This is a genomic window from Nonomuraea sp. NPDC052116 (assembly GCF_040680035.1).
Taxonomy (GTDB): Bacteria; Actinomycetota; Actinomycetes; order Streptosporangiales; family Streptosporangiaceae; genus Nonomuraea; species Nonomuraea angiospora_A.
In genome coordinates this window covers 231244-251246 of record NZ_JBFAWA010000011.1, presented here as the reverse complement: position 1 = coordinate 251246, position 20003 = coordinate 231244, and the positions used below count along the sequence as shown (strand labels likewise).

Genomic DNA, 20003 nt, shown 5'->3' with positions numbered 1-20003 from the left:
CCTCCCAGGAGTAAGCAATCACCTAACCAAGGGCCGATTCATGAACAAGCGCACCCTCGTTCTTCCTGGCCTGGCCGTCACCACCGCACTGGTCGCCGCTCCCGTGCCACCGGCCGCCGCGCAGACCAGCACTCCCGTCTACCTGGCCGCCAGCCTCGCCGGCAAGCACGAAGTGCCCGCACCCGGCACCAAGGTCGGCGATGACGACGGCGCCGCCCTCGCGGTCTTCCGCATCCATGGAAACCGCGTCGACTATGCCGTCCGCTGGAGCAACGTCAACGCCCCCAGCGGCTTCCACATCCACAAGGGCAACGCCGGCCAGAACGGCGAGGTCAAGATCCCCTTCATCACCACCGCCCTGCCGGCCCAGCTCCACGCCATCAAGGGCACCGTCATCGTCAAGGACCTCAACCTCCTCGGCCGCATCCTCAACAACCCCCAGGGCTGGTACGCCAACCTCCACAACGCCGACTTCGCCGGCGGCGCCGTACGGGCCCAGCTCCAGCGCATCCGCCCCGTCGCCCTGGAGAGCATCCTGGCCCACGGCTTCGGCCGCACCCTGACCACCCGCGCCGACGGCAAGCAGGAGATCCCCGCCCCCGGCACCAAGGTCGGCGACCACAACGGCCGCGCCGCCTGGCTCGTCCAGCCCGAAGGCGACCGCGTCTGGTTCGCCGCCACCTGGAAAAACGTCGACACCCCCACCGCCGCCCACGTCCACCGCGCCCCCAAGGGCAAGAACGGCCCCGTCGTCGTCCCCTTCTTCGAGGCCAAGGACGGCCTGCCACCCAGCGTCAACGGCCTCGCCGGCAGCTCCAAGACCGACACCGCCACCGCCGGCCGCATCTGGAAGAACCCCAAGAACTGGTACGCCAACCTGCACAACGCCAAATTCCCCGGCGGCGCGGTCCGCGGCCAGCTCTACCGGGGCGACTGGTAGCGGGGGTCTCCTCGGCCCGGCGCGGGTGCGCCGGGCCGAGGAGGCGGTCCGGCTGGGGCGGCCGGTCCCGCGCGGCTAACAGGCCGGCTCGGCGACGGCCGGATCCGCCGCTCCGGTCTACGCGTCCTGTTCCGCGGCGTCGGGTACGGCGGCCGGATGCAGGCGGACCTGCGTGATCGCGTGGCGTTCGACGCCGAGGACCTCGATGCGCCAGCCGGCCACGGTCACCGACTCGCCCGGCGCGGTCGGCACCCGTCCGAGCTCGGCCAGGACCAGGCCCGCGACGGTGGTGTAGTCGCCCTCCGGCTGCCCCTCCAGGTGCACGTCCACGTCCGGCAGGTCGTGCACCGGGAAGCCGCCGGGCATCGTCAGCGTCCCGTCGTCGCCGCGCTGGACGGTCTCCAGGTCGCTGTCGGTCTCGTCGTAGATCTCGCCGACCACCTCTTCGAGGAGGTCCTCCAAAGTGACGATGCCGTCCACGGCGCCGCGTTCGTCGACGACGAGGGCGAACTGCTGGCGCTCGGCCTTGAAGCGGCGCAGCGCGTCGGAGACGTGCAGGCTCTCGGGGAGGACCAGGGCGGGCCGGGCGACGTCCGCGGCGGCCTCGGCGTCCTGGGTGAGCAGGTCGCGCAGGTTGGCGATGCCGAGCGTGTCGTCCAGGTTGCGCCCGCGGACGACCGGCGCGCGCGAGTGCCCGGACGCCGCCAGTTCGGCCGCGGCCTGCCGGAGCGGGGTGCCGGCCTCGATCGTGAACACCTGGCGCGGGGGCACCAGGACCTCGCGCAGCACCCGTTCGGTGATCTCGACGGCGCCGGAGATGATCAGCCGCTGCTCCGGGGTGAAGCCGCGATGGACGCTGACCAGATCGCGGATCTCCTCCGGGCTCATCTCCTCCCGGTGCAGGTCGGGGTCCCCGCCCATCAACCGGACCGTCAGGTCGGTGGACTTGCCCAGCGCCCAGATGACCGGCCGCGACATGCTCCCCAGCACGCTCAGCGGACGGGCGACCAGCAGCGCCCAGGTCTCCGCGCGCTGCATCGCCACCCGCTTGGGCGCCAGCTCGCCGAACACCAGGGTGAGGAACGTCAGCACCAGGGTGACGAGGATGATCGCCACCGGACCGGCCGCGCCGCCGAGGAAGGACAGCAGCGGCACCAGGGGTTCGGACAGGGTCACCGCCGCGGTGGCCGAGGCGAGGAATCCGGCCAGGGTGATGCCGATCTGGATGGTCGCCAGGAACTGGTTCGGGTCGCGGGCCAGCTTGGCCAGCACCCGTCCTCCGCTGCTGTGCTGCTCCAGGCGGCGCAGCTGGCCCTCCCGCAGGGAGACCAGCGCGAGCTCGCTTCCGGCGAACACCGCATTGATCACGATGAGGACCGCGACCAGGGCGAGTTGCACCCAATAACCATCCACGAAAGGGGTTCCTCCAGACGCCATGACACTTGCCGTATTGCGCAACTATAAAACAAGTGTGGCGTCTACGGCGTTCTGCGGCCTCTGTCCTGGAATCTCCGGCGGGTGATGGCCAGCAACGCGCCGCCGTACAGGCCGACCACCGCCAGCAGCCACAGGTAGCTCGTGGCGGGCAGCGCGACCAGCCCGAACGCGCTCGCCAGCGGCGAGAGCGGCAACAGCAGGCCGACCGCGGCGAGCGCGCCCGTGGCCAGTCCGAGCGGGCGCGACACCCCGCTGATGGGACGCAGCAGCAGCATGATGACGGCCTGGGTGAGCATGTTCTCGATGAACCAGCCGGTGTGGAAGGCGGGCGCCCCCTCCACGCCGAGGACCCAGGTCAGGACGGCGAACGTGACGAGGTCCGCCACGGCGTTCAGGGCCCCGAACCCGACGACGAAGCGCAGGAGGGCGCGTGGCTGGAGCCGGAGAGGGCGGCGCAGGACGGCCGGGTCGGCGCGGTCGAAGGCGAGAGCGAGCTGCGCGGCGTCGAAGCACAGGTTCTGCACCAGCACCTGGACGGGCAGCATCGGCAGGAACGGCAGCGCCAGCCCGGCCGCGAGCATCGCGATCACGTTCCCGACGTTGGACGACAGCGCGATGCGCAGGTAGGTGACGATGTTGCCGGTGCTGCGCCGCCCGGCGGCGACCGCCTGATCGACCGCGGCGAGATCCTTGGCCGCCAGCACGACGTCGGCCGCCTCCCGGGTGACGTCCACCGCGCCTCTCGGGCAGATGCCGACGTCGGCGGCGCGCATGGCGGCCAGGTCGTTGACGCCGTCGCCGAGGAAGCCGACCGTGTGGCCGGAGGCGCGCAGCGCGCGTACGACCCGTGCCTTCTGCTCCGGGGTGCAGCGGGCGACCACCGTCGCCCGGCCGACCGCCTCGGCCAGCTCGGCGTCGGACAGGTCCGCCAGCTCGCCCGCGTTGACCACCGTGCCCACGCTCAGGCCCAGGTCCCGGCAGGTGCGGGCGGCGGTCGCCGGATGGTCGCCGGTCAGCACCTTGGGAGTGATCCCGCGGCGGGAGAGCGCCGCCAGGGCCCCGGGCGCCTCCGGCGACGGCTCGTCGGCCAGCGTGACGAAGCCGGCGAAGGAGAGCCCGCGCTCCTCGCCCAGGCGGTGGACGGCAGGGCGGCCGGCCGTGGCGACCGCGAGCACCCGCAGCCCTTCCTCGGCCAGCCGGTCGGCCAGGCGGGCGGCGCGCAGGCGATCCTGCGGGCTGAGCGTGCAACGTTCCAGCACCGGCTCCACGGCGCCCTTGACCACGACGCGGTGCGCGCCGCCGTCGTGCACGAGCGCGCACGAGACGCGGCTCACCGGATCGAACGGCGAGGCGTCCACGCCCTCGACGTCCCCATGGTCGGGCGCGCCGAGCAGGATCGCCTCGTCCAGGGCGTCGGGCACCGGCGGGTCGGCCAGGTGCAGCGTCCAGAAGCTGTTGATCGCGGCCCAGCGCAGCGCCTCGGGGTCCGGACCGCCGTCCGGGCCGATGGAGTCCCGGAGCACGGGACGGTCCCGGGTGAGCGTGCCGGTCTTGTCCATGCACAGCACGTCGATCGCGCCCACGTCGTGCAGCGCGGCCAGCCGCTTGACGATCACGCCGCTGCGCGCCAGCAACGCCGAGCCCCTGGCCAGGGCGGTGGTCACGACGACGGGCAGCATCTCGGGCGTGAGCCCGACGGCCACCGCCACCGCGAACGGCAGCGCCTCCAGCCCTCGGCCGCGCAGGACCGCGTTGGCCACCAGCGCCAGCGGCGGGATGATCACCATGAGCCGGACCAGCGTCCAGGAGATGCCGTTCACCGAACGGTCGAACGCCGACAACTCGCGCGCCGGCGCGGCGGAGGAGCCCGCGAGCATCGTGTCCGCGCCGGTGGCCGCCACCACCGCCAGCGCGCTCCCCGAGACGACGCTGCTGCCCTGCCGGCACAGGTGGTCGTCACCCTCGGGCAGGTCGAGCGCCCGCTTGGGAACCGGAGCCGACTCCCCGGTCAGCGGCGCCTGGTGCACCGTCAGACCCCTGGCACGCAGCAGCCGGACGTCGGCCGGCACCAGGTCGCCCGGCCCCAGCTTGATCACGTCGCCCGGTACGAGCTGATCGACCGGGATCTCCCGCTCCCACGGCTCGGCGTCCTCCGACGCACGCCGCCGGACCGTCGCCGTGGTGGCCACCAGCTCCCGCAGCGCCGCGGTCGAGCGGTCGGCCCGGTATTCGCCGTTGGAGCGGAGCACGCAACTGGCCACGACCAGGAGCACGATGACGCCCGCCGTGCCCCAGGACGCGATCAGGGCCGACACCACCCCCAGCGCGAGCAGCACCATCGTGAACGGGTCCCGCAGGCTGCGCGCCAGCCGGCGCGGCCAGGACACGGGACGACGACCGGGAAGGATGTTCTCACCGTGGCGGAGCAGCCGGGACTCGGCCTCCGCCTCCACCAGGCCGCGCGGCCCGCTGTCCAGCAGCCGCAGCACCTGCAGCCTGCTCAGGGCCGCGACCTCGTCCCCGGCCGGCCGGGACGGCGTGCTCGGCGCCTCAGGCGCCCAGACCACGGGCCTGTCCCCCCGGGCGGCCCGCCCGCTCGGCAAGGCGTCCCACCAGCACCTGGACCGTGGCGACGATGTCCTGATCGTCGATCAGGTAGACCACCCGGCGCCCCTCGCGCCTCGACCGCACCAGGCCGGCCAGCTTCAGCTTGGCCAGGTGCTGGCTGACCGCGGGAAGCGCGCCGCCCACCCGCTCGGCCAGCCCGGTCACGTCGCATTCGCCCTGCGCCAGCGCCCAGACGATGTGCAGCCGCGGGGGCGACGACAGCAACCCGAAAGCGGCCGCGGCTTCGGCCAGCACGTCGGCGGGCGGGTCGCCGGCCTCCCCCATCGCCACCGTCACTCCTCCTCCGGACATAGCCGCCCAGTCTAGGGCGTCACGGCTTGGCCTGCCCGTCCTCCCGCATACCCGCGCGCAGCCTGGCCGCCTGCTCCTCCAGCCGCCGCGCCTGCTCCTCCAGCGTCGGGCCGGAAGGCGGCGGCTCGGCCGGTTCGTCGTCGTGGAGCTTGCCGGCCTCGGCCTTGAAGATCCGCAGGGACCTGCCGACGGCGCGGGCCGTCTCCGGGAGCTTCTTCGCGCCGAAGAGCAGTACGAAGACCAGGGCGATGATGAGGATTTCAGCCCATCCGAGATCCTGCATGAGGAGTCCTAACGTTGCTCGGATGCGCAAGTATAGGAGTGTCCGGGCGCATCGAAGACGCCACCTGCCGGTCGAGCGCCGCCGCCTCTGGATCGCATGATCACCAGATGGTTGACAGAGATCTAATGACAAGGTCATTCTGTTCGGCGGCCCACCCCCAAAGGGTCCTAAAAAACTCAACAATCGGCAGGCGTGACAATGACGTCAGATGCACCACCCTTGGCATCTGTTCTGCACCTTTACCAGGAGCAGTTGTGCGCGGCCCCCGAAAGGGTCGCTGTTTCGGCCGGGCAAGAACACCTCACTTGCCGGCAGTTAGATCGCCTGGCGAACGGCATCGCCGCCCAGCTGCGTCATCTCACGATGACCGGACAGCGGTGGGTCGCCGTGCTCGCCGGCCGTTCCATCCGGCTGGTCGCGGGACAGCTCGGCGCGATGAAGGCGGGCGTCGCCTTCGCGCCGATCGACCCGGCCACGCCCGTGGAGCGGATCCACGCCATGCTGGCGGGAGCCGGCGCCGTGATCACGGCGCCGGAGTGGAGATCGCTGGTCCCCGACGGCATCCCGGTGATCGACACCCCCGCCGAGGCGGACGCCTCACCCCTGCCCGACGTCGAGCCCGACGACCTCGCCTACGTCGTCCACACCTCCGGCTCGACGGGGGCGCCCAAGGGCGTGCTCGTCCCCCACCGCGCGCTGGCCAACCTGATCGGGTGGTCCCACGAGACCTTCGGCCTCGGTGGCCGTGCCTCGCTGCTCACCAGCCCCAACTTCGACCCGTCGGTCTGGGAGATCTGGATGTGCCTGACCGCGGGCACCACGATGGTCATCCCCACCGAGGAGATCCGGCTCTCGCTGCCCGCGCTCCGCGACTGGATCGTGGACCAGCAGCTGACCACCTGCTACGCGCCCACTCCCATCGCCGAGGGCCTGCTCGGCCTGTCCTGGCCTGCGGAGACCGCGCTCGCGACGCTGAGCACCGGCGGTGATCGCCTCACCGCCTACCCGAGGCCCGGGCTGCCCTTCCGCCTCGTCAACCTGTACGGCCCGGCGGAATGCGCCGTCAACGCCATCGCCGGCGAGGTGCCCGTCCACGACGGCCAGAGCCGCCCGCCCGCGCTCGGCTCGCCGCTGCCCGGCGTCACCGTCCGCCTCCTGAACGAGGAGATGCGGCCGGCCGACGAGGGCGAGATCCACCTCGGCGGCGTGTGCGTCGGCCTGGGCTACCTCGACCGGCCCGACCTCACCGCCGAGCGATTCGTCCGCGATCGCGACGGGCAGTTGCTCTACCGCACCGGCGACCTGGCCCGCCGCAACCGGGCGGGCGAGATCGAGTTCCTGGGACGCCTCGACGACCAGGTCAAGATCCGCGGCAACCGGGTGGAGCTCGGCGAGGTCGAGACCGTGCTCGGCCGTCACGAGCGGGTACGGGCCGCCACCACCGCCGTCCGCGGCCACGAGCTGGTCGCCTACGTCGTGGGCACGGCGACCGAGCAGGAGGCCCGCGCCCACCTGCGCAGGTTCCTGCCCGACTACATGATCCCCACGGCCTGGGTCTTCCTGGACGAGCTCCCGCTGACCGGCAACGGCAAGGTGGACCGGGCCGCGCTGCCCGACCCGGTCCGCGCGCCCCGCTCGATCACGCCGCCCGCCACCCCCACGCAGGCGCTGCTCGCCGAGATCTGGCAGGACGTCCTGGGCGCCGGGCCGATCGGCGCCGACGACGACTTCCTGGCGCTGGGCGGCCAGTCGCTGCTGGCGATGCGCATCGCCGCCCGCGCCTTCGAGAAGCTGGGCAAGCCGGTCGAGCCCCGGATGCTCTTCGAACATCCCACGCTCGCCGCCCTCGCCCACGCGATCGACGACCTCCCGGAGGCGACGGCCGTCACCGCGGCCCAGGGCGGGCTCACGCCCGCGCAGCGCCGCCTCTGGTTCATCGACCAGGTCGCGCCCGGCCCGCAGTACAACGTGCCCATCCTGTTCGCCCTGGACGGCCCCCTCGACACCGGGCGCCTGGAGAACGCGATCAACGAGATCGTGCGCAGGCATCCGCCCCTGCGCACCCGCTACGAAGAGCGCGACGGCGAGCCGGTGCCCGTGATCGACGAGGCGGCGCCCGTACGGATCAAGGTCATGGACGCCACCCCGCGTGGCGCGCACGCCCTGGCGCTGCACCACGCGCGCGACCCCTTCGACCTGCGCGACGGTCCCGTGCTGCGGGCGCTGCTGCTCCGGCTCGGCGACGACCGGCACCGGCTGCTGGTGACCGTCCACCACATCGCCTTCGACGGCTGGTCGGCCGGGGTCTTCCTGGACGAGCTGGCGCGGCTCTACGCCGGGGAGAGCCTGCCCGCGGCGGCCGGGCCGTACCGGCGCGGGCAGAGCCTGGACGGCCTGCCGTACTGGAGGAAGGTCCTGGACTCGCCGCCCGAGCGGCTGGGGCTGCCCGCGGACGGGCCGGGACCGGCCCCGGGACCGGCAGGGGCGTCCCGGCGCGGCGGCCGGGTCCGGGCCACGCTGCCGGACGGGCTGCTCGCCGAGCTGGAGTCGCTGGGCAGGCGCGCCCAGGCCAGCCCGTTCATGGTGCTGTTCGCGGCCTTCCAGGCGCTGCTGCACCGCTACAGCGGCCAGGACGACATCGTGACGGGCGTGCCGTTCTCCGGCAGGGAGACGCCGGGCGCGGACTCGATGATCGGCTTCTACGTGGAGACGCTGCCGATCAGGACCCGTCTGGACGGCGAGCCGACCTTCGAGCGGCTGCTGGCACAGGTGCGGGCGACGGTCCTGGCCACGCCTTCGGACGTGCCGCTCGAGGAGATCGTACGAGAGCTGCGCCCCGACGGCCGGCCGCCCTTCGACGTGATGTTCGCGATGCAGGAGCCGGCGGACGCCAGGCGGGGCGACGGGGTGACCTTCCGGATCCTCGAGGAGGTCGAGAACGGCGGCGCCAAGGCCGACCTGGTGCTCTACGCCGAAGGGCGGGAGATGAGCCTGGAGTTCGCCGCCGACCTGTTCGAGCGCGCCACCGCGGAGCGGCTGCTGGGCCACTACGTGCGCGTCCTGGAGCAGGTGGCGGCCGACCCGGCGGCACCGCTCGCCGCACTGCTCGCCCGCGAGCACGAGCCCCCCGGCCGTGGCCCGGACCAGTGCCTGCACCGGCTCTTCGAGCAGCAGGCCGACCGGACGCCCGACGCGGTCGCCGTCGAGTTCGAGGGCGCCGCCCTCACGTACGCCGAGCTCGACCGGCGGGCCAACAGGCTGGCCCACCTGCTGCGCGGGCTCGGGGTCGGCCCGGAGGTGCCGGTCGCCCTGCACGTACGGCGCTCGCTCGACCTGCCCGTGGCCTTGCTGGGGATCCTGAAGTCGGGCGGCGCGTACGTGCCGCTCGACCCCTCCTACCCCGAGGGACGCCTCACCCAGGTGCTCGGCCGCGTCGACACCCCGGTCCTGGTGACGCACCGGGCGCTGGCCGGCGGCCTGCCGCACGAGCGGCCCGTGTACGTCGACACCGACCTCGACGGACAGCCCGAACACCGGCCGGACAGCGGCGTCACCCCGGACGACCTGGCCTACATCCTGTTCACCTCGGGCTCGACCGGACAGCCCAAGGGCGTGGCGATGCCGCACCGCCCGGTCGCCAACCTCATGGCCTGGCACAGCGGCGCCTACCGGAGCCTGCAGTTCACCGCGCTCGGCTTCGACGTCTCGGTGCAGGAGATCTTCAGCACCTGGGCGTACGGCGGGACCCTGATCATGGTCAGCGACGAGGTCCGGCGCGACCCGGCCGCCCTGCTCGACCACATCGCCCGGACCCGCGTGAAGCGGATCTTCCTCCCCTTCGTGGCGCTCCAGTCATTGGCCGGCGCCGGGGTCGAGCCGCCCGCCACGCTGCGCGAGGTGATCACCGCGGGCGAGCAGCTCCAGGTCACCCCGCAGCTCGAGCGGTTCATCAAGCCGTGGATGACGCTGCACAACCAGTACGGGCCGACCGAGGGCGCGATCATCGACATCGCCCACACGCTCACCGGTCCTCCGGCGGACTGGCCCCGGCTGCCGCCCATCGGCAAGCCGGTCACCGGTGTCCAGGCGCTGATCCTGAACCGCCTGGGCCACGAGGCGCCCGACGGCGTCCCCGGCGAGCTGCACCTCGGCGGCGCCTGCCTGGCCAGGGGCTACCACGGCCAGCCCGAGCTGACGCGGGAACGCTTCATCACCTGGCGGGACGGGCGCCGGCTCTACCGGACCGGGGACCTGGCCCGCCGCAACGAGGCCGGGGAGATCGAGTTCCTGGGCCGCGCGGACGACCAGGTCAAGATCCGCGGTTACCGGGTCGAGCCCGGCGAGATCGCCGCGGTGCTGGCCGGGCATCCGGCCGTGCGTGAGGCGTTCGTCATGGCTCTGGAGGGCAGGCTGGTGGCCTACGTGGTCGCCGACGGGACTCCCGAGCTACGTCCCTACCTGGTCGAACGGCTGCCCGAGTACATGGTGCCGAGCACGTTCGTCGCGTTGGACGCCCTGCCGGTGAACCCGTCAGGCAAGGTGGACCGGCACGCCCTGCCGGACCCCGGCCAGGGCGTGCGGACCGTCGCGGCGCCGCTCACCCCGGTGGAGCAGACCATCGCCGCCATCTGGCAGGAGGTGCTGGGCGGGACGGTCGGGCGGCACGACGACCTCTTCGAGCTGGGCGGCCACTCGCTCAACGCGACCCGGATCGCCGCCCGGTTGCACGAGGCGCTGGACGTACGGGTGCCGCTGCGGACGCTCTTCGCCCACCCGACCGTCGCCGAGCTCGCCGCCCAGCTCACGTCGCCGGACGTGGAGGCCGCGGCCGAGCTCTATCTCATGGTCGCCGCGTATTCAGATGACGAGGCCGAGGCCCTGCTGCGGTCGATGGAAGGTGACGAATGAGCCTGTCAGACCAGCAGCGCCAGCTCCTGGAAGCGTTACGCAAGAAGAAGCAGGCGCAGGCCGGGCCGCTCAGGCCCGACCGGCTGCCGATGTCCTTCACCCAGCTCCGCGCCTGGTACCTGGACCGGATGGCCCCGGGCGCCGCGCACTACCTCATCCCGCTCGCCTTCCGCGTCGAAGGCCCGCTCGACCGAGACGCGCTGCACCGCGCGTTGAACGCGCTGGTGGCCAGGCACGAGAGCCTGCGCACCACGTTCGCGATGGACGAGGACGGCCCGTACCAGATCGTGGCCGGCTCGCTGGAGATCGACCTGGCGGACGCCGCCGACGGCACGCCGATGGACCTGACCACCGGCCCGCTCATCCGCGCGCACCTGGAATGCGAAGGCGCGGACCGGCACGTCCTGCACCTCACGCTCCACCACATCATCGCCGACGCCTGGTCGCTGGACGTGCTGCGCCGGGAGCTGGGCGCGCTCTACGACGGCCGGGAGCTGCCGGCGTTGACCCGGCAGTACCCCGACTACGCGATCTGGCAGCGGGAGAACGACTACGGCCGGGATCTGGACTTCTGGCGGGAGAGGCTGGCGGACGCGCCGCCGATCAGCGAGCTGCCGCCGGACCTGCCCCGGCCGGCCGTCCAGACGTACGCGGGCGCCGAGCTGCCCTTCTCCCTCGACCTCCCGCGCGAGGAGTTCAAGGCGTACTGCCGGCGCCTGGGCGCCACCCCCTACATGGTGCTGTTCGCGGCCTATCTGGTGGTGCTCTCCCGGCGCTCGGGCGGGCGGGACCTGGTGGTGGGCACGCCCATCGCCAACCGGGACAGGGTCGAGTTCGAGGGCCTGATCGGGTTCTTCACCAACACCCTGGCCATCCGCGCCGACCTGTCGGGCGACCCGTCGTTCGCCGAGGTGGTCGAGCGGGTCAAGGACGCGGTGCTCGACGCTCACGACCACCAGGGGATGCCCTTCGAGCGGCTGGTGGAGGAGCTCAACCCGGAACGCCGCCTGGACCGCAGCCCGGTGTTCCAGACGATGTTCAACATGCTGCCCGAGGCCACGGCGGCGCTGGAGCTGGACGGGCTGACGGTCACCCCCGTGGAGATCGCCGAGCACACGGCCAAGTTCGACCTGACCGTGGGCGTCCGCGAGACCCTGGACGGGCTCGTGGAATACAACACGGACCTGTTCCACGCGGGGACGATCCGCGATCTGGTGGCCGACCTCTGGCGAGTACTCTCGGCTGCGATGGCCGGGGACGAGGCGCCCACGGAGATGCCGCGCCACCAGATCGCCCAGCTCGTCACCCGAGCCTGGCGCAAGGCGCTGGGCAGCGACGCCTTCGGCCCCGACGACAACTTCTTCGACGTGGGCGGCCACTCGCTGCTGGTCCTGCAGGTGCACGAGCGGCTGCGCAAGCAGTTCAACCTGACGGTCACCGACCTGTTCAGGTACCCGACGATCGCCTCGCTGACGGCCTACCTGAGCCCTGACGCGCCGCCGCCCGCGGTGGTCGCGAGCACCGCGGCCGCCGGCGGCGCGCTCGCCATCGTCGGCATGGCCTGCCGCTTCCCCGGCGCCACCGGGCCGGAGGAGTTCTGGGCGGCCATCCGCGACGGCGTCGAAGCCGTACAGGACTTCACCGACGAGGAGCTGCTCGCCGACGGCGAGGACCCCGACCGGCTGGCGGACCCCGCCTACGTCAGGTCGGGGACGGTGCTGGACGGCATCGACCTGTTCGACGCCACGCTGTTCGAGTTCACCCCGCGTGAGGCCGAGATCCTCGACCCGCAGCAGCGCCTGTTCCTGGAGACCGCCTGGGAGGCGCTGGAGGACGCGGGCTGCGACCCCGCCCGCCACCCGGGGCGCATCGGCGTCTTCGCCGGTTCGGCGATGAGCAGCTACTACATCGAGAACCTGCTGGCCGCGCCCGACGTGCTCAGGGCCGTGGGCGAGTACCAGGTCATGCTCGGCAACGACAAGGACTCCCTGCCGACCAGGACCTCGTACAAGCTCGACCTGCGCGGGCCGAGCGTCAGCGTCAACAGCGCCTGCTCCACCTCGCTGGTCGCGCTCCACCTGGCCAGGCAGAGCCTGATCGCGGGCGACTGCGACCTCGCGCTGGCCGGGGCGGTGCGGGTCAACGCCTGGAGCCGCCGCGGCTACCTTTACCAGAGCGGCGGCATCGGCTCCCCGGACGGCCACTGCCGGCCCTTCGACGCCGAGGCCCAGGGCACGATCGGCGCCAGCGGCGTGGGCATCGTCGTGCTGAAGCGGCTGGAGGACGCCCTCGCCGCGGGCGATCCCATCCACGCCGTCGTACGCGGCTCCGCGGTCAACAACGACGGCACCAGGAAGATCGGCTACACCGCGCCGGCCGTGGACGGGCAGGCCGAGGTCATCACCGCGGCGCTGGCCTCGGCCGGCGTGGACCCCGGCACGATCGGCTACGTCGAGGCGCACGGCACGGGCACCGCGCTCGGCGATCCCATCGAGGTCGCGGCGCTCTCCCAGGTCTTCACCGGGGATCGGCCGATCGCGCTGGGCTCGGTCAAGTCCAACATCGGCCACGCCGACGCCGCCGCCGGGATGGCCGGGCTGATCAAGACCGTGCTGGCGCTCAAGCACCGTACGCTGCCGCCCACGGTCAACTTCGCGACGCCCAACCCGCGCATCGACTTCAGCCCGTTCTACGTGCCCACCGCCGGCGCGGAATGGCCGCAGGGCCAGGGACCGCGCAGGGCTGGCGTCAGCGCGTTCGGGATGGGCGGCACAAACGCCCACGTGGTGCTGGAGGAGGCGCCCGAACAGCCCGCCGCCCCGCCGGCGACCGGCCCGCACCTGCTCGTCATGTCGGCCGCCGGGGACTCGGCGCTGACGGAGACGGCCACGCGGCTGCGCGCCCACCTGGCCGCGCATCCGGACGCGGACCTGGGCGAGGTCGCCGCCACCCTCCGGCACGGCCGCCGCCAGCTGCGGCACCGCGGCATCCTGGTCGCCGAGGACCACCGGTCGGCGCAGGACGCCGAGCTCGTCGCGGGCGAGTCGCGCCCGCGCGAGATCGCCTTCCTCTTCCCCGGCCAGGGCGCGCAACGCCGCGGGATGGGCGCGGGCCTGTATCGATCGGAGAGCGTCTTCCGCGCCACCGTCGACGCCTGCTCCGGCCTCCTCGAGCCGCACCTCGGCCTCGACCTGCGCGAGGTCCTGTACGGCGAGGCCGGCGATCTCGACCAGACCTGGCTCACCCAGCCCGCGCTCTTCGTCACCGAGTACGCGCTCGCCCGCGCACTGATCGAGCGCGGGGTCCGCCCGGCGATGATGGCCGGGCACAGCATCGGCGAGTACGTCGCCGCCTGCCTGGCCGGGGTCTTCACCCTGGAGGACGCGCTGCGCCTGGTCGCCGCCCGCGGCCGCCTGGTGCAGAGCCTGCCCTCGGGCTCGATGCTGGCCGTGCCGCTGCCCGAGTCCGAGGTCGGCGACCTGCTCGGCGAGGACATCTCGCTGGCCGCGGTCAACGCCCCCGAGCTGTGCGTCCTGGCCGGCCCCGAGCAGGCCGTCGCCGAGCTGGAGCGGCGGCTGGCGGGGCAGGGTGTCGCCTGCCGCGCGCTGCGCACCTCCCACGCCTTCCACTCCGCCATGCTGGATCCGGTGCTCGACGCCTTCGCCGCCGAGGTCGCCTCGGTACAGCTGGGGGCGCCGGACCTGCCGTACCTGTCCAACGTCACGGGCGGCTGGGCGTCCGGCGCCGAGACCAAGGACCCCGCCTACTGGGTGCGCCACCTGCGGGAGACCGTGCGGTTCGCCGACTGCGCCGGCGCCCTGGTGGCCGCCGACGCCGCGGTGATCGAGGCGGGGCCGGGCCGTACGCTGACCACCCTGGTCCGCCGCCAGGGAGGCCAGGCGGCGGTCGCCCCGTTCACCGAGCCGGACAGCGGGCAGTCCGCCCTGCTGGAGGGCATCGGACGCCTGTGGGTGAGTGGCGCCGGCATCGACTGGACGGCGTTCGGCCCGCCGGGCAGGCGGGTGCCGCTGCCCACGTACCCGTTCGAGCGGCGGCGCTACTGGATCGGGCCGCGTGCCCGGCGCTTCGAGATCGCGGCGGCGGCTCCGGCGCCGCTGACGGCGGAGCCGGTGGCGCAGGCCCGGGCGGTCCAGGAGCTCGACGCGGTCGCCGCCGCCTGGCAGGACGTGCTCGGCATCGTGCCCGCCGGCCCGCAGGACGACTTCTTCGGCCTGGGCGGCGACTCCCTGGTGGCCACCCAGCTCGCCTCCCGCCTCGGCCTGCCGATCGAGGCGATCTTCGAGCACCCGACGCTGGCCGGCCAGCGGGCGCTCGTCGCCCCGGCGTCCGCCCCCGCGCTGGTCCCGGCCGTCGCTTCGGTGGGAGCCCGCGAGGTGATCCCCGTCGTCGAGGATCCCGGTCCCGCGCCCGTCTCGTTCATCCAGCGGCGCATGTGGTTCATCGACCAGGTGCACGGCTCGGCCGCGTACGCCGTGGCCACGGCTCTGGACCTGCGGGGCGAGCTGGACCTGGAGCGGCTGCACGGCGCCCTGCGCGAGCTGGTGCGGCGGCACGAGTCGCTGCGGACCGTCTTCCGCGCCCCGGACGGTGAGCCGGTGCAGGTGGTGCTGCCCGCAGGGGAGGTGCCGCTGCCGGTCGAGGACTGCGACGACGCCGAACGGGCGCTGAGCGAGGCCGCGGCCGAGCCGTTCGACCTAGCGCACGGCCCGCTGTTCCGGGCCCGGCTGCTGCGGCTCGCCCCGGATCACCACGTCCTGTCGCTCGGCTTCCACCACATCGTCGTGGACGGCTGGTCGATCACCCTGCTGCGGACCGAGCTGGTCGCGCTGTACAACGGCGAGACGCTCCCCGAGCAGCCGGTCAGGTACCGCGACTACGCTCGCTGGCAGCGGGAGCAGGTCGCCGATCTCGGCTTCTGGAAGGAGCGGCTGCGCGGCATCCCGCACAGCCTGGACCTGCCCACGGACCGGCCGCGCCCGCCGATGCAGACCTTCGAGGGTGCGGTCGCCACCCACGTACTCCCTGCGGAGCTGGCCGGGGGCCTGCGGAAGCTCAGCCAGGAGCGCGGCGCGACGCTCTACATGACGCTGCTGGCCGCGCTCCACACGCTGCTGTACCGCTACAGCGGCCAGGAGGACATCTGCGTCGGCTCGCCGGTGGCCGGGCGCACCCGCCCCGAGTTCGAGGGCATCGCGGGCTGTTTCATCAACACCCTCGTCATGCGGGCCGCGATGGACGGCTCGATGCCGTACACGCAGCTCCTGGCGCAGGTGCGCGAGTACGCCCTGGGCGCGTACGCGCATCAGGACGTGCCGTTCGAGCAACTGGTGGAGGAGCTCAACCCGCCCAGGGACCTGTCGCGCAACCCGCTCTTCCAGGTACTGTTCAACCTGCTCAACCTGCCCCAGAGCGACCTGGACATGAACGGGCCGGCCGTGCGGGAGCTGGCCGTGGAGACCGGCACCGCCCAGGTGGACCTGGTGCTCTACGTCTACGAGCAGGGCGACGAGCTGCTGTGCCGGCTGGAGTACAACACCGCGCTCTACGACGCCGGCACCGCCGGGCGGCTGCTGCGGCACTACGAGACCCTGCTCTCCGCGATCGCCGCGGCACCCGGGACCGCGCTGTCCGGCCTGGACTTCCTCACCGGCGAGGAGCTGGAGGAGCAGCTGGCCTGCCAGGACGTCGAGGTGCCCGACCTGTGCATCCACGAGCTGGTGGAGGCCCAGGCCGACCGGACGCCCGACGCCGTGGCCGTCACCTTCGAGGGCGTCTCGCTGACGTACCGGGAGCTGGACGAGCGGGCCAACCGGGTCGCCCGGCGCCTGCGGGCGGCGGGGACGGGACCCGAGACGCTGGTGGGCGTCGCGCTGGAGCGGTCGGCCACGATGCTGGTCAGCCTGCTCGGCGTGCTGAAGGCGGGTGGCGCGTACGTGCCGCTCGACCCGATGTACCCGCAGGAGCGCCAGGACTACATCCTGGACCACTCCGGCATCGGCGTCCTGGTCACCGAGCGCGAGCTGGCCGGGCGCTACACCGGCTACCAGGGCGAGCTGATCCTCGCCGACGACGGCTTCCCGGAGGAGAGCCCGGAACGGCTGCCCGCGCAGGCCACCCGGCAGAACCCCTGCTACGTCCTGTACACCTCCGGTTCCACCGGGCGGCCCAAGGGCGTGCGCGTCCAGCACTCCTCGGTGGTCAACTTCCTCACCTCGATGAGCCGCGAGCCCGGCCTGACCGGCCAGGACACGCTCCTGGCCGTCACGACGTCCGCATTCGACATCTCGGTGCTGGAGCTGTTCCTGCCGCTGACGGTCGGCGCCCGCGTGCTGATCGCGAGCCGCGAGGCGGCCTACGACCCGGTGAGCCTGGCCGCCCTGCTGGAGGACGCGACGGTCATGCAGGCCACCCCGGCCACCTGGCGGCTGCTGCTGTCGGCGGGCTGGGAGGGCAAGCCGGGGCTGAAGGCGCTGTGCGGCGGCGAGGCACTGCCCGCCGACCTGGCCACCGGCCTGCGCGGGCGCGTGGCCGAGCTGTGGAACATGTACGGGCCGACCGAGACCACGATCTGGTCCACCCTCACCCGCGTCACCGACGGGCCGATCACGATCGGCCACCCGATCGCCAACACCCGGATCCACCTGCTCGACACCGCGATGCAGCTGGTTCCCACCGGCGTGGTCGGCGAGCTCTACATCGGCGGGGCGGGCCTGGCCCGCGACTACCTCCACCAACCCGAGCTGACGGCCGAACGCTTCGTCACCTGGCAGGACGGCAGCCGGCTGTACCGGACCGGTGACCTGGCCCGCCGCCGGGCCGACGGCTCGATCGAGTTCCTCGGCCGGGCGGACGGGCAGGTGAAGGTCCGCGGCTACCGGATCGAACTGGGCGAGATCGAGTCGCTCCTGCTGGCACATCCCGCGGTCCGCGAGGCGGCCGTGGTGGTGCGCGGCTCGGACGAGGACAAGAGCATCGCCGCCTACCTGGCCGCCGATTCCGACCATGACTGGCGCGAATACCTGCGGCGCAAGCTGCCCGACTACATGATCCCTTCGGCGTTCGTGCCGCTGGAGGCGCTGCCGCTCACCCCCAACGGCAAGGTGGACCGCAAGGCGTTGCCCGAGCCGGTGGGCCAGGCACGCGCCGAGGGCGCGGCGGCGCGGACTCCGGCCGAGGTCAAGCTGGTCGAGCTCTGGTCGCAGATCCTGGGCGTGAAGGGGATCGGGATCGACGACGACTTCTTCGCGCTGGGCGGCGACTCCTTCAAGGCCGTGCGCGCCGTACGGGACTCGGGGATCCAGGCGACCGTGCTGGACCTCTTCAAGAACCCCACGATCCGAGCGTTCGCCACGCTCGACGGCTCATCGCACGACATCGGCCTCCTGCACGAACTGACGCCTGCGCGCCCGGCGGCCTCGCTGACCCTGGTCTGCGTGCCGTTCGCGGGCGCCGGTGCGATCACGTACCAGCCGCTGGCCGCGGCCCTGCCCGAGCACATCACCATGCTCGCGCTGGAGCCGCCCGGCCACGACACCGGCAACCCCGGCGAACCCATGCTGCCCTTCCACGAGCTCGTCGAGGGCTGCGTCAAGGAGATCAAGGAGAAGGTCGACGGGCCACTCGCGCTCTACGGCCACTGCATGGGCGGCGCGCTCACCGTCGAACTGGCCCGCAGACTGGAGGAGGAGGGCGTCGAGCCGGAGAAGGTGGTGATCGGCGGGCACTTCCCGGCGCCCCGCCTGCCGGGCAAGGCCTTCGCCTGGTTCCGACGGAACTTCCCGATGGAGCGGTGGACCTCCAAGCGGCAGGCGCTGGAGTTCCTGCGGGCCATGGGCTTCTTCACCGAGGCGCTGGACCCACGCGAGCGCGACTTCATCATGGGCGTCTTCCTCCACGACACCCAGGAGGGCGAGGACTACTACACCGAGCTCTACCAGGCGCCCATCAAGAAGCTGTCGGCGCCGCTGGTGTGCGTGGTCGGCGAGAACGACCGCGCCACCGAGCTGCACGAGGAGCGTTTCCGCGAATGGGAGGCCTTCTCCGACTCGGTGTCGCTGGAGGTCATCCCCAAGGCCGGGCACTACTTCCAGAAGCACCAGGCGACCGAGCTGGCCGGGATCCTCGGCGGCCACGACCGGGCGGCGGCTCCGCTGCCGCCCCGCTACCAGCAGGCCAGCCTGAAGACGTTCTCCCTGGTGGCCTTCGGCCAGCTGGTGTCGCTGATCGGCACCGGGCTGACCACGTTCGGCCTGGGCCTGTGGGCCTATCAGCAGACCCGGTCGGTCTCCATGTTCGCCCTCGTCTCGGTCATGGCCCTGCTGCCCGCCGTCGTGCTGGCGCCGATCGCCGGCGCGGTGGCGGACCGCTTCAACCGCAGGCTCGTCATGATCACCGCCGACTCGGCGGCGGGGTGCGCCTCCGTCTCGCTGGCCGCCCTGCTCTGGACCGGCGGGCTCCAACTCTGGCACGTCTACCTCATCGTCGCCATCGGCGCGGTGTCGACGGCCTTCCACCAGCCCGCCTACATGGCGGCCGTGGCCCAGCTGGTGCCCAAACGCTATTACGGCAGGGCCAACGGCCTGACCCAGCTGGGGCAGGCGGCGGGAACCGTACTGGCGCCGCTGCTCGGCGGTGCGCTCGTGGCCGCCGTCGGGCTGAGCGGCATCATCCTGATCGACCTGTCCACCTTCGCCTTCGCGGTCGTCGTGACCTTGGCGGTCCGGTTCCCGGACACGCTGTTCAAGAAGCGGGAGGAGCCGTTCTGGCAGGAGGTGACCGGCGGCTGGCGCTACATCAGCCGCAGGCACGGGCTGCTGGCGATCATCCTGTTCACGGCGTTCCTGAACTTCCCGTTCGCGATGGTCGAGGTCCTGTCCACGCCGCTGCTGCTCAGCCTCACCGACACCCGCGGCCTGGGCGTGGCGCTCTCGATGACCGGCATCGGGCTCCTGCTGGGCAGCCTGGTCATGACGGTGACCGGCGGCCTGGCCCGGCGCACCAACGGCATCCTCGGCTCCTTCATGGCGCTGGGCGTCGCCTTCGCCGTCATCGGGATCGCGCCCCATCCGGCGCTGCCCGCGATCGGGCTCTTCCTCATCGGGCTGCTCACCGCGTTCCTGAACGCGCACTGGTTCTCCATCGTGCAGCAGAAGGTCGGGCTCGACCTGCAGGGCCGGGTCATCGCCACCAACCTGATGCTCAGCTGGGCGCTGGTCCCGGTCGGGTTCCTCCTGGCCGGACCGCTGGTGGAGCAGGTCTTCAACCCCATCGCCGGCTCCGCGCACGGCCGGGGGATCGCCCTGCTCACCATCGTGGCGGGCGCGGTGACCGTCCTGATCGGGCTGGCGGCCTTCCGCTACCGGCCGGTCCGCTTCCTGGAGGACGAGCTGCCCGACGCGACCCCCGACGCGGTGGCCATCTCCGACAAGAACCTGATCCAGCGGGAGGCCGACAGACAGCTCGTCGCGTGACCCCTCCTCTCCCCCGGTACGGCGT

7 protein-coding genes are annotated in these 20003 nt (G+C 72.7%); 3 read left to right on the top strand and 4 right to left on the bottom strand.

Going from position 1 to position 20003, the window contains the following annotated elements; translation table 11 throughout:
* The first annotated feature begins 40 nt into the window (after window positions 1-40).
* Window positions 41-940 carry a CHRD domain-containing protein gene (locus tag AB0L65_RS23380; protein WP_364248703.1) on the top strand — a complete coding sequence of 300 codons (900 nt, stop codon included), beginning with the start codon at window positions 41-43 and terminating at the stop codon, window positions 938-940.
* A gap of 117 nt (window positions 941-1057) precedes the next feature.
* Here AB0L65_RS23380 and AB0L65_RS23375 read toward each other — a convergent pair whose 3' ends face one another.
* From AB0L65_RS23375 to tatA, 4 genes are all read right to left on the bottom strand, one after another.
* Complete coding sequence (locus AB0L65_RS23375) at window positions 1058-2353, bottom strand: hemolysin family protein (RefSeq protein ID WP_364248701.1); 1296 nt, start codon at window positions 2351-2353, stop codon at window positions 1058-1060.
* 65 nt (window positions 2354-2418) lie between these two features.
* Window positions 2419-4944, bottom strand: a complete 2526-nt coding sequence (gene mgtA, locus AB0L65_RS23370) for a magnesium-translocating P-type ATPase (RefSeq protein ID WP_364248699.1) — start codon at window positions 4942-4944, stop codon at window positions 2419-2421.
* Entirely contained in the window at window positions 4928-5296 is a 369-nt protein-coding gene (locus AB0L65_RS23365; RefSeq protein WP_364248697.1) for a metalloregulator ArsR/SmtB family transcription factor, read from the bottom strand. Before AB0L65_RS23365 ends, mgtA begins: the two co-directional genes overlap by 17 nt.
* 19 nt (window positions 5297-5315) lie before the next feature.
* Complete coding sequence (tatA, locus tag AB0L65_RS23360; RefSeq protein WP_364248695.1) at window positions 5316-5579, bottom strand: Sec-independent protein translocase subunit TatA; 264 nt, start codon at window positions 5577-5579, stop codon at window positions 5316-5318.
* A 198-nt stretch (window positions 5580-5777) separates the two neighbouring features.
* Here tatA and AB0L65_RS23355 point away from each other — a divergent pair, with 198 nt between their 5' ends.
* The gene (locus AB0L65_RS23355) at window positions 5778-10487 is read left to right on the top strand and encodes an amino acid adenylation domain-containing protein (protein ID WP_364248693.1); all 4710 of its coding nucleotides are present in this window, start codon (window positions 5778-5780) and stop codon (window positions 10485-10487) included.
* The gene (locus AB0L65_RS23350; RefSeq protein ID WP_364248692.1) at window positions 10484-19978 is read left to right on the top strand and encodes an amino acid adenylation domain-containing protein; all 9495 of its coding nucleotides are present in this window, start codon (window positions 10484-10486) and stop codon (window positions 19976-19978) included. Before AB0L65_RS23355 ends, AB0L65_RS23350 begins: the two co-directional genes overlap by 4 nt.
* The last annotated feature ends 25 nt before the right edge of the window (window positions 19979-20003 follow it).

Coding starts and splice junctions, on each gene's coding strand:
- AB0L65_RS23355 (WP_364248693.1), top strand. CDS start 5,778: ATGACGTCAGATGCACCACCCTTGGCATCTGTTCTGCACCTTTACCAG.
- tatA (WP_364248695.1), bottom strand. CDS start 5,579: ATGCAGGATCTCGGATGGGCTGAAATCCTCATCATCGCCCTGGTCTTC.
- AB0L65_RS23365 (WP_364248697.1), bottom strand. CDS start 5,296: ATGTCCGGAGGAGGAGTGACGGTGGCGATGGGGGAGGCCGGCGACCCG.
- AB0L65_RS23380 (WP_364248703.1), top strand. CDS start 41: ATGAACAAGCGCACCCTCGTTCTTCCTGGCCTGGCCGTCACCACCGCA.
- AB0L65_RS23350 (WP_364248692.1), top strand. CDS start 10,484: ATGAGCCTGTCAGACCAGCAGCGCCAGCTCCTGGAAGCGTTACGCAAG.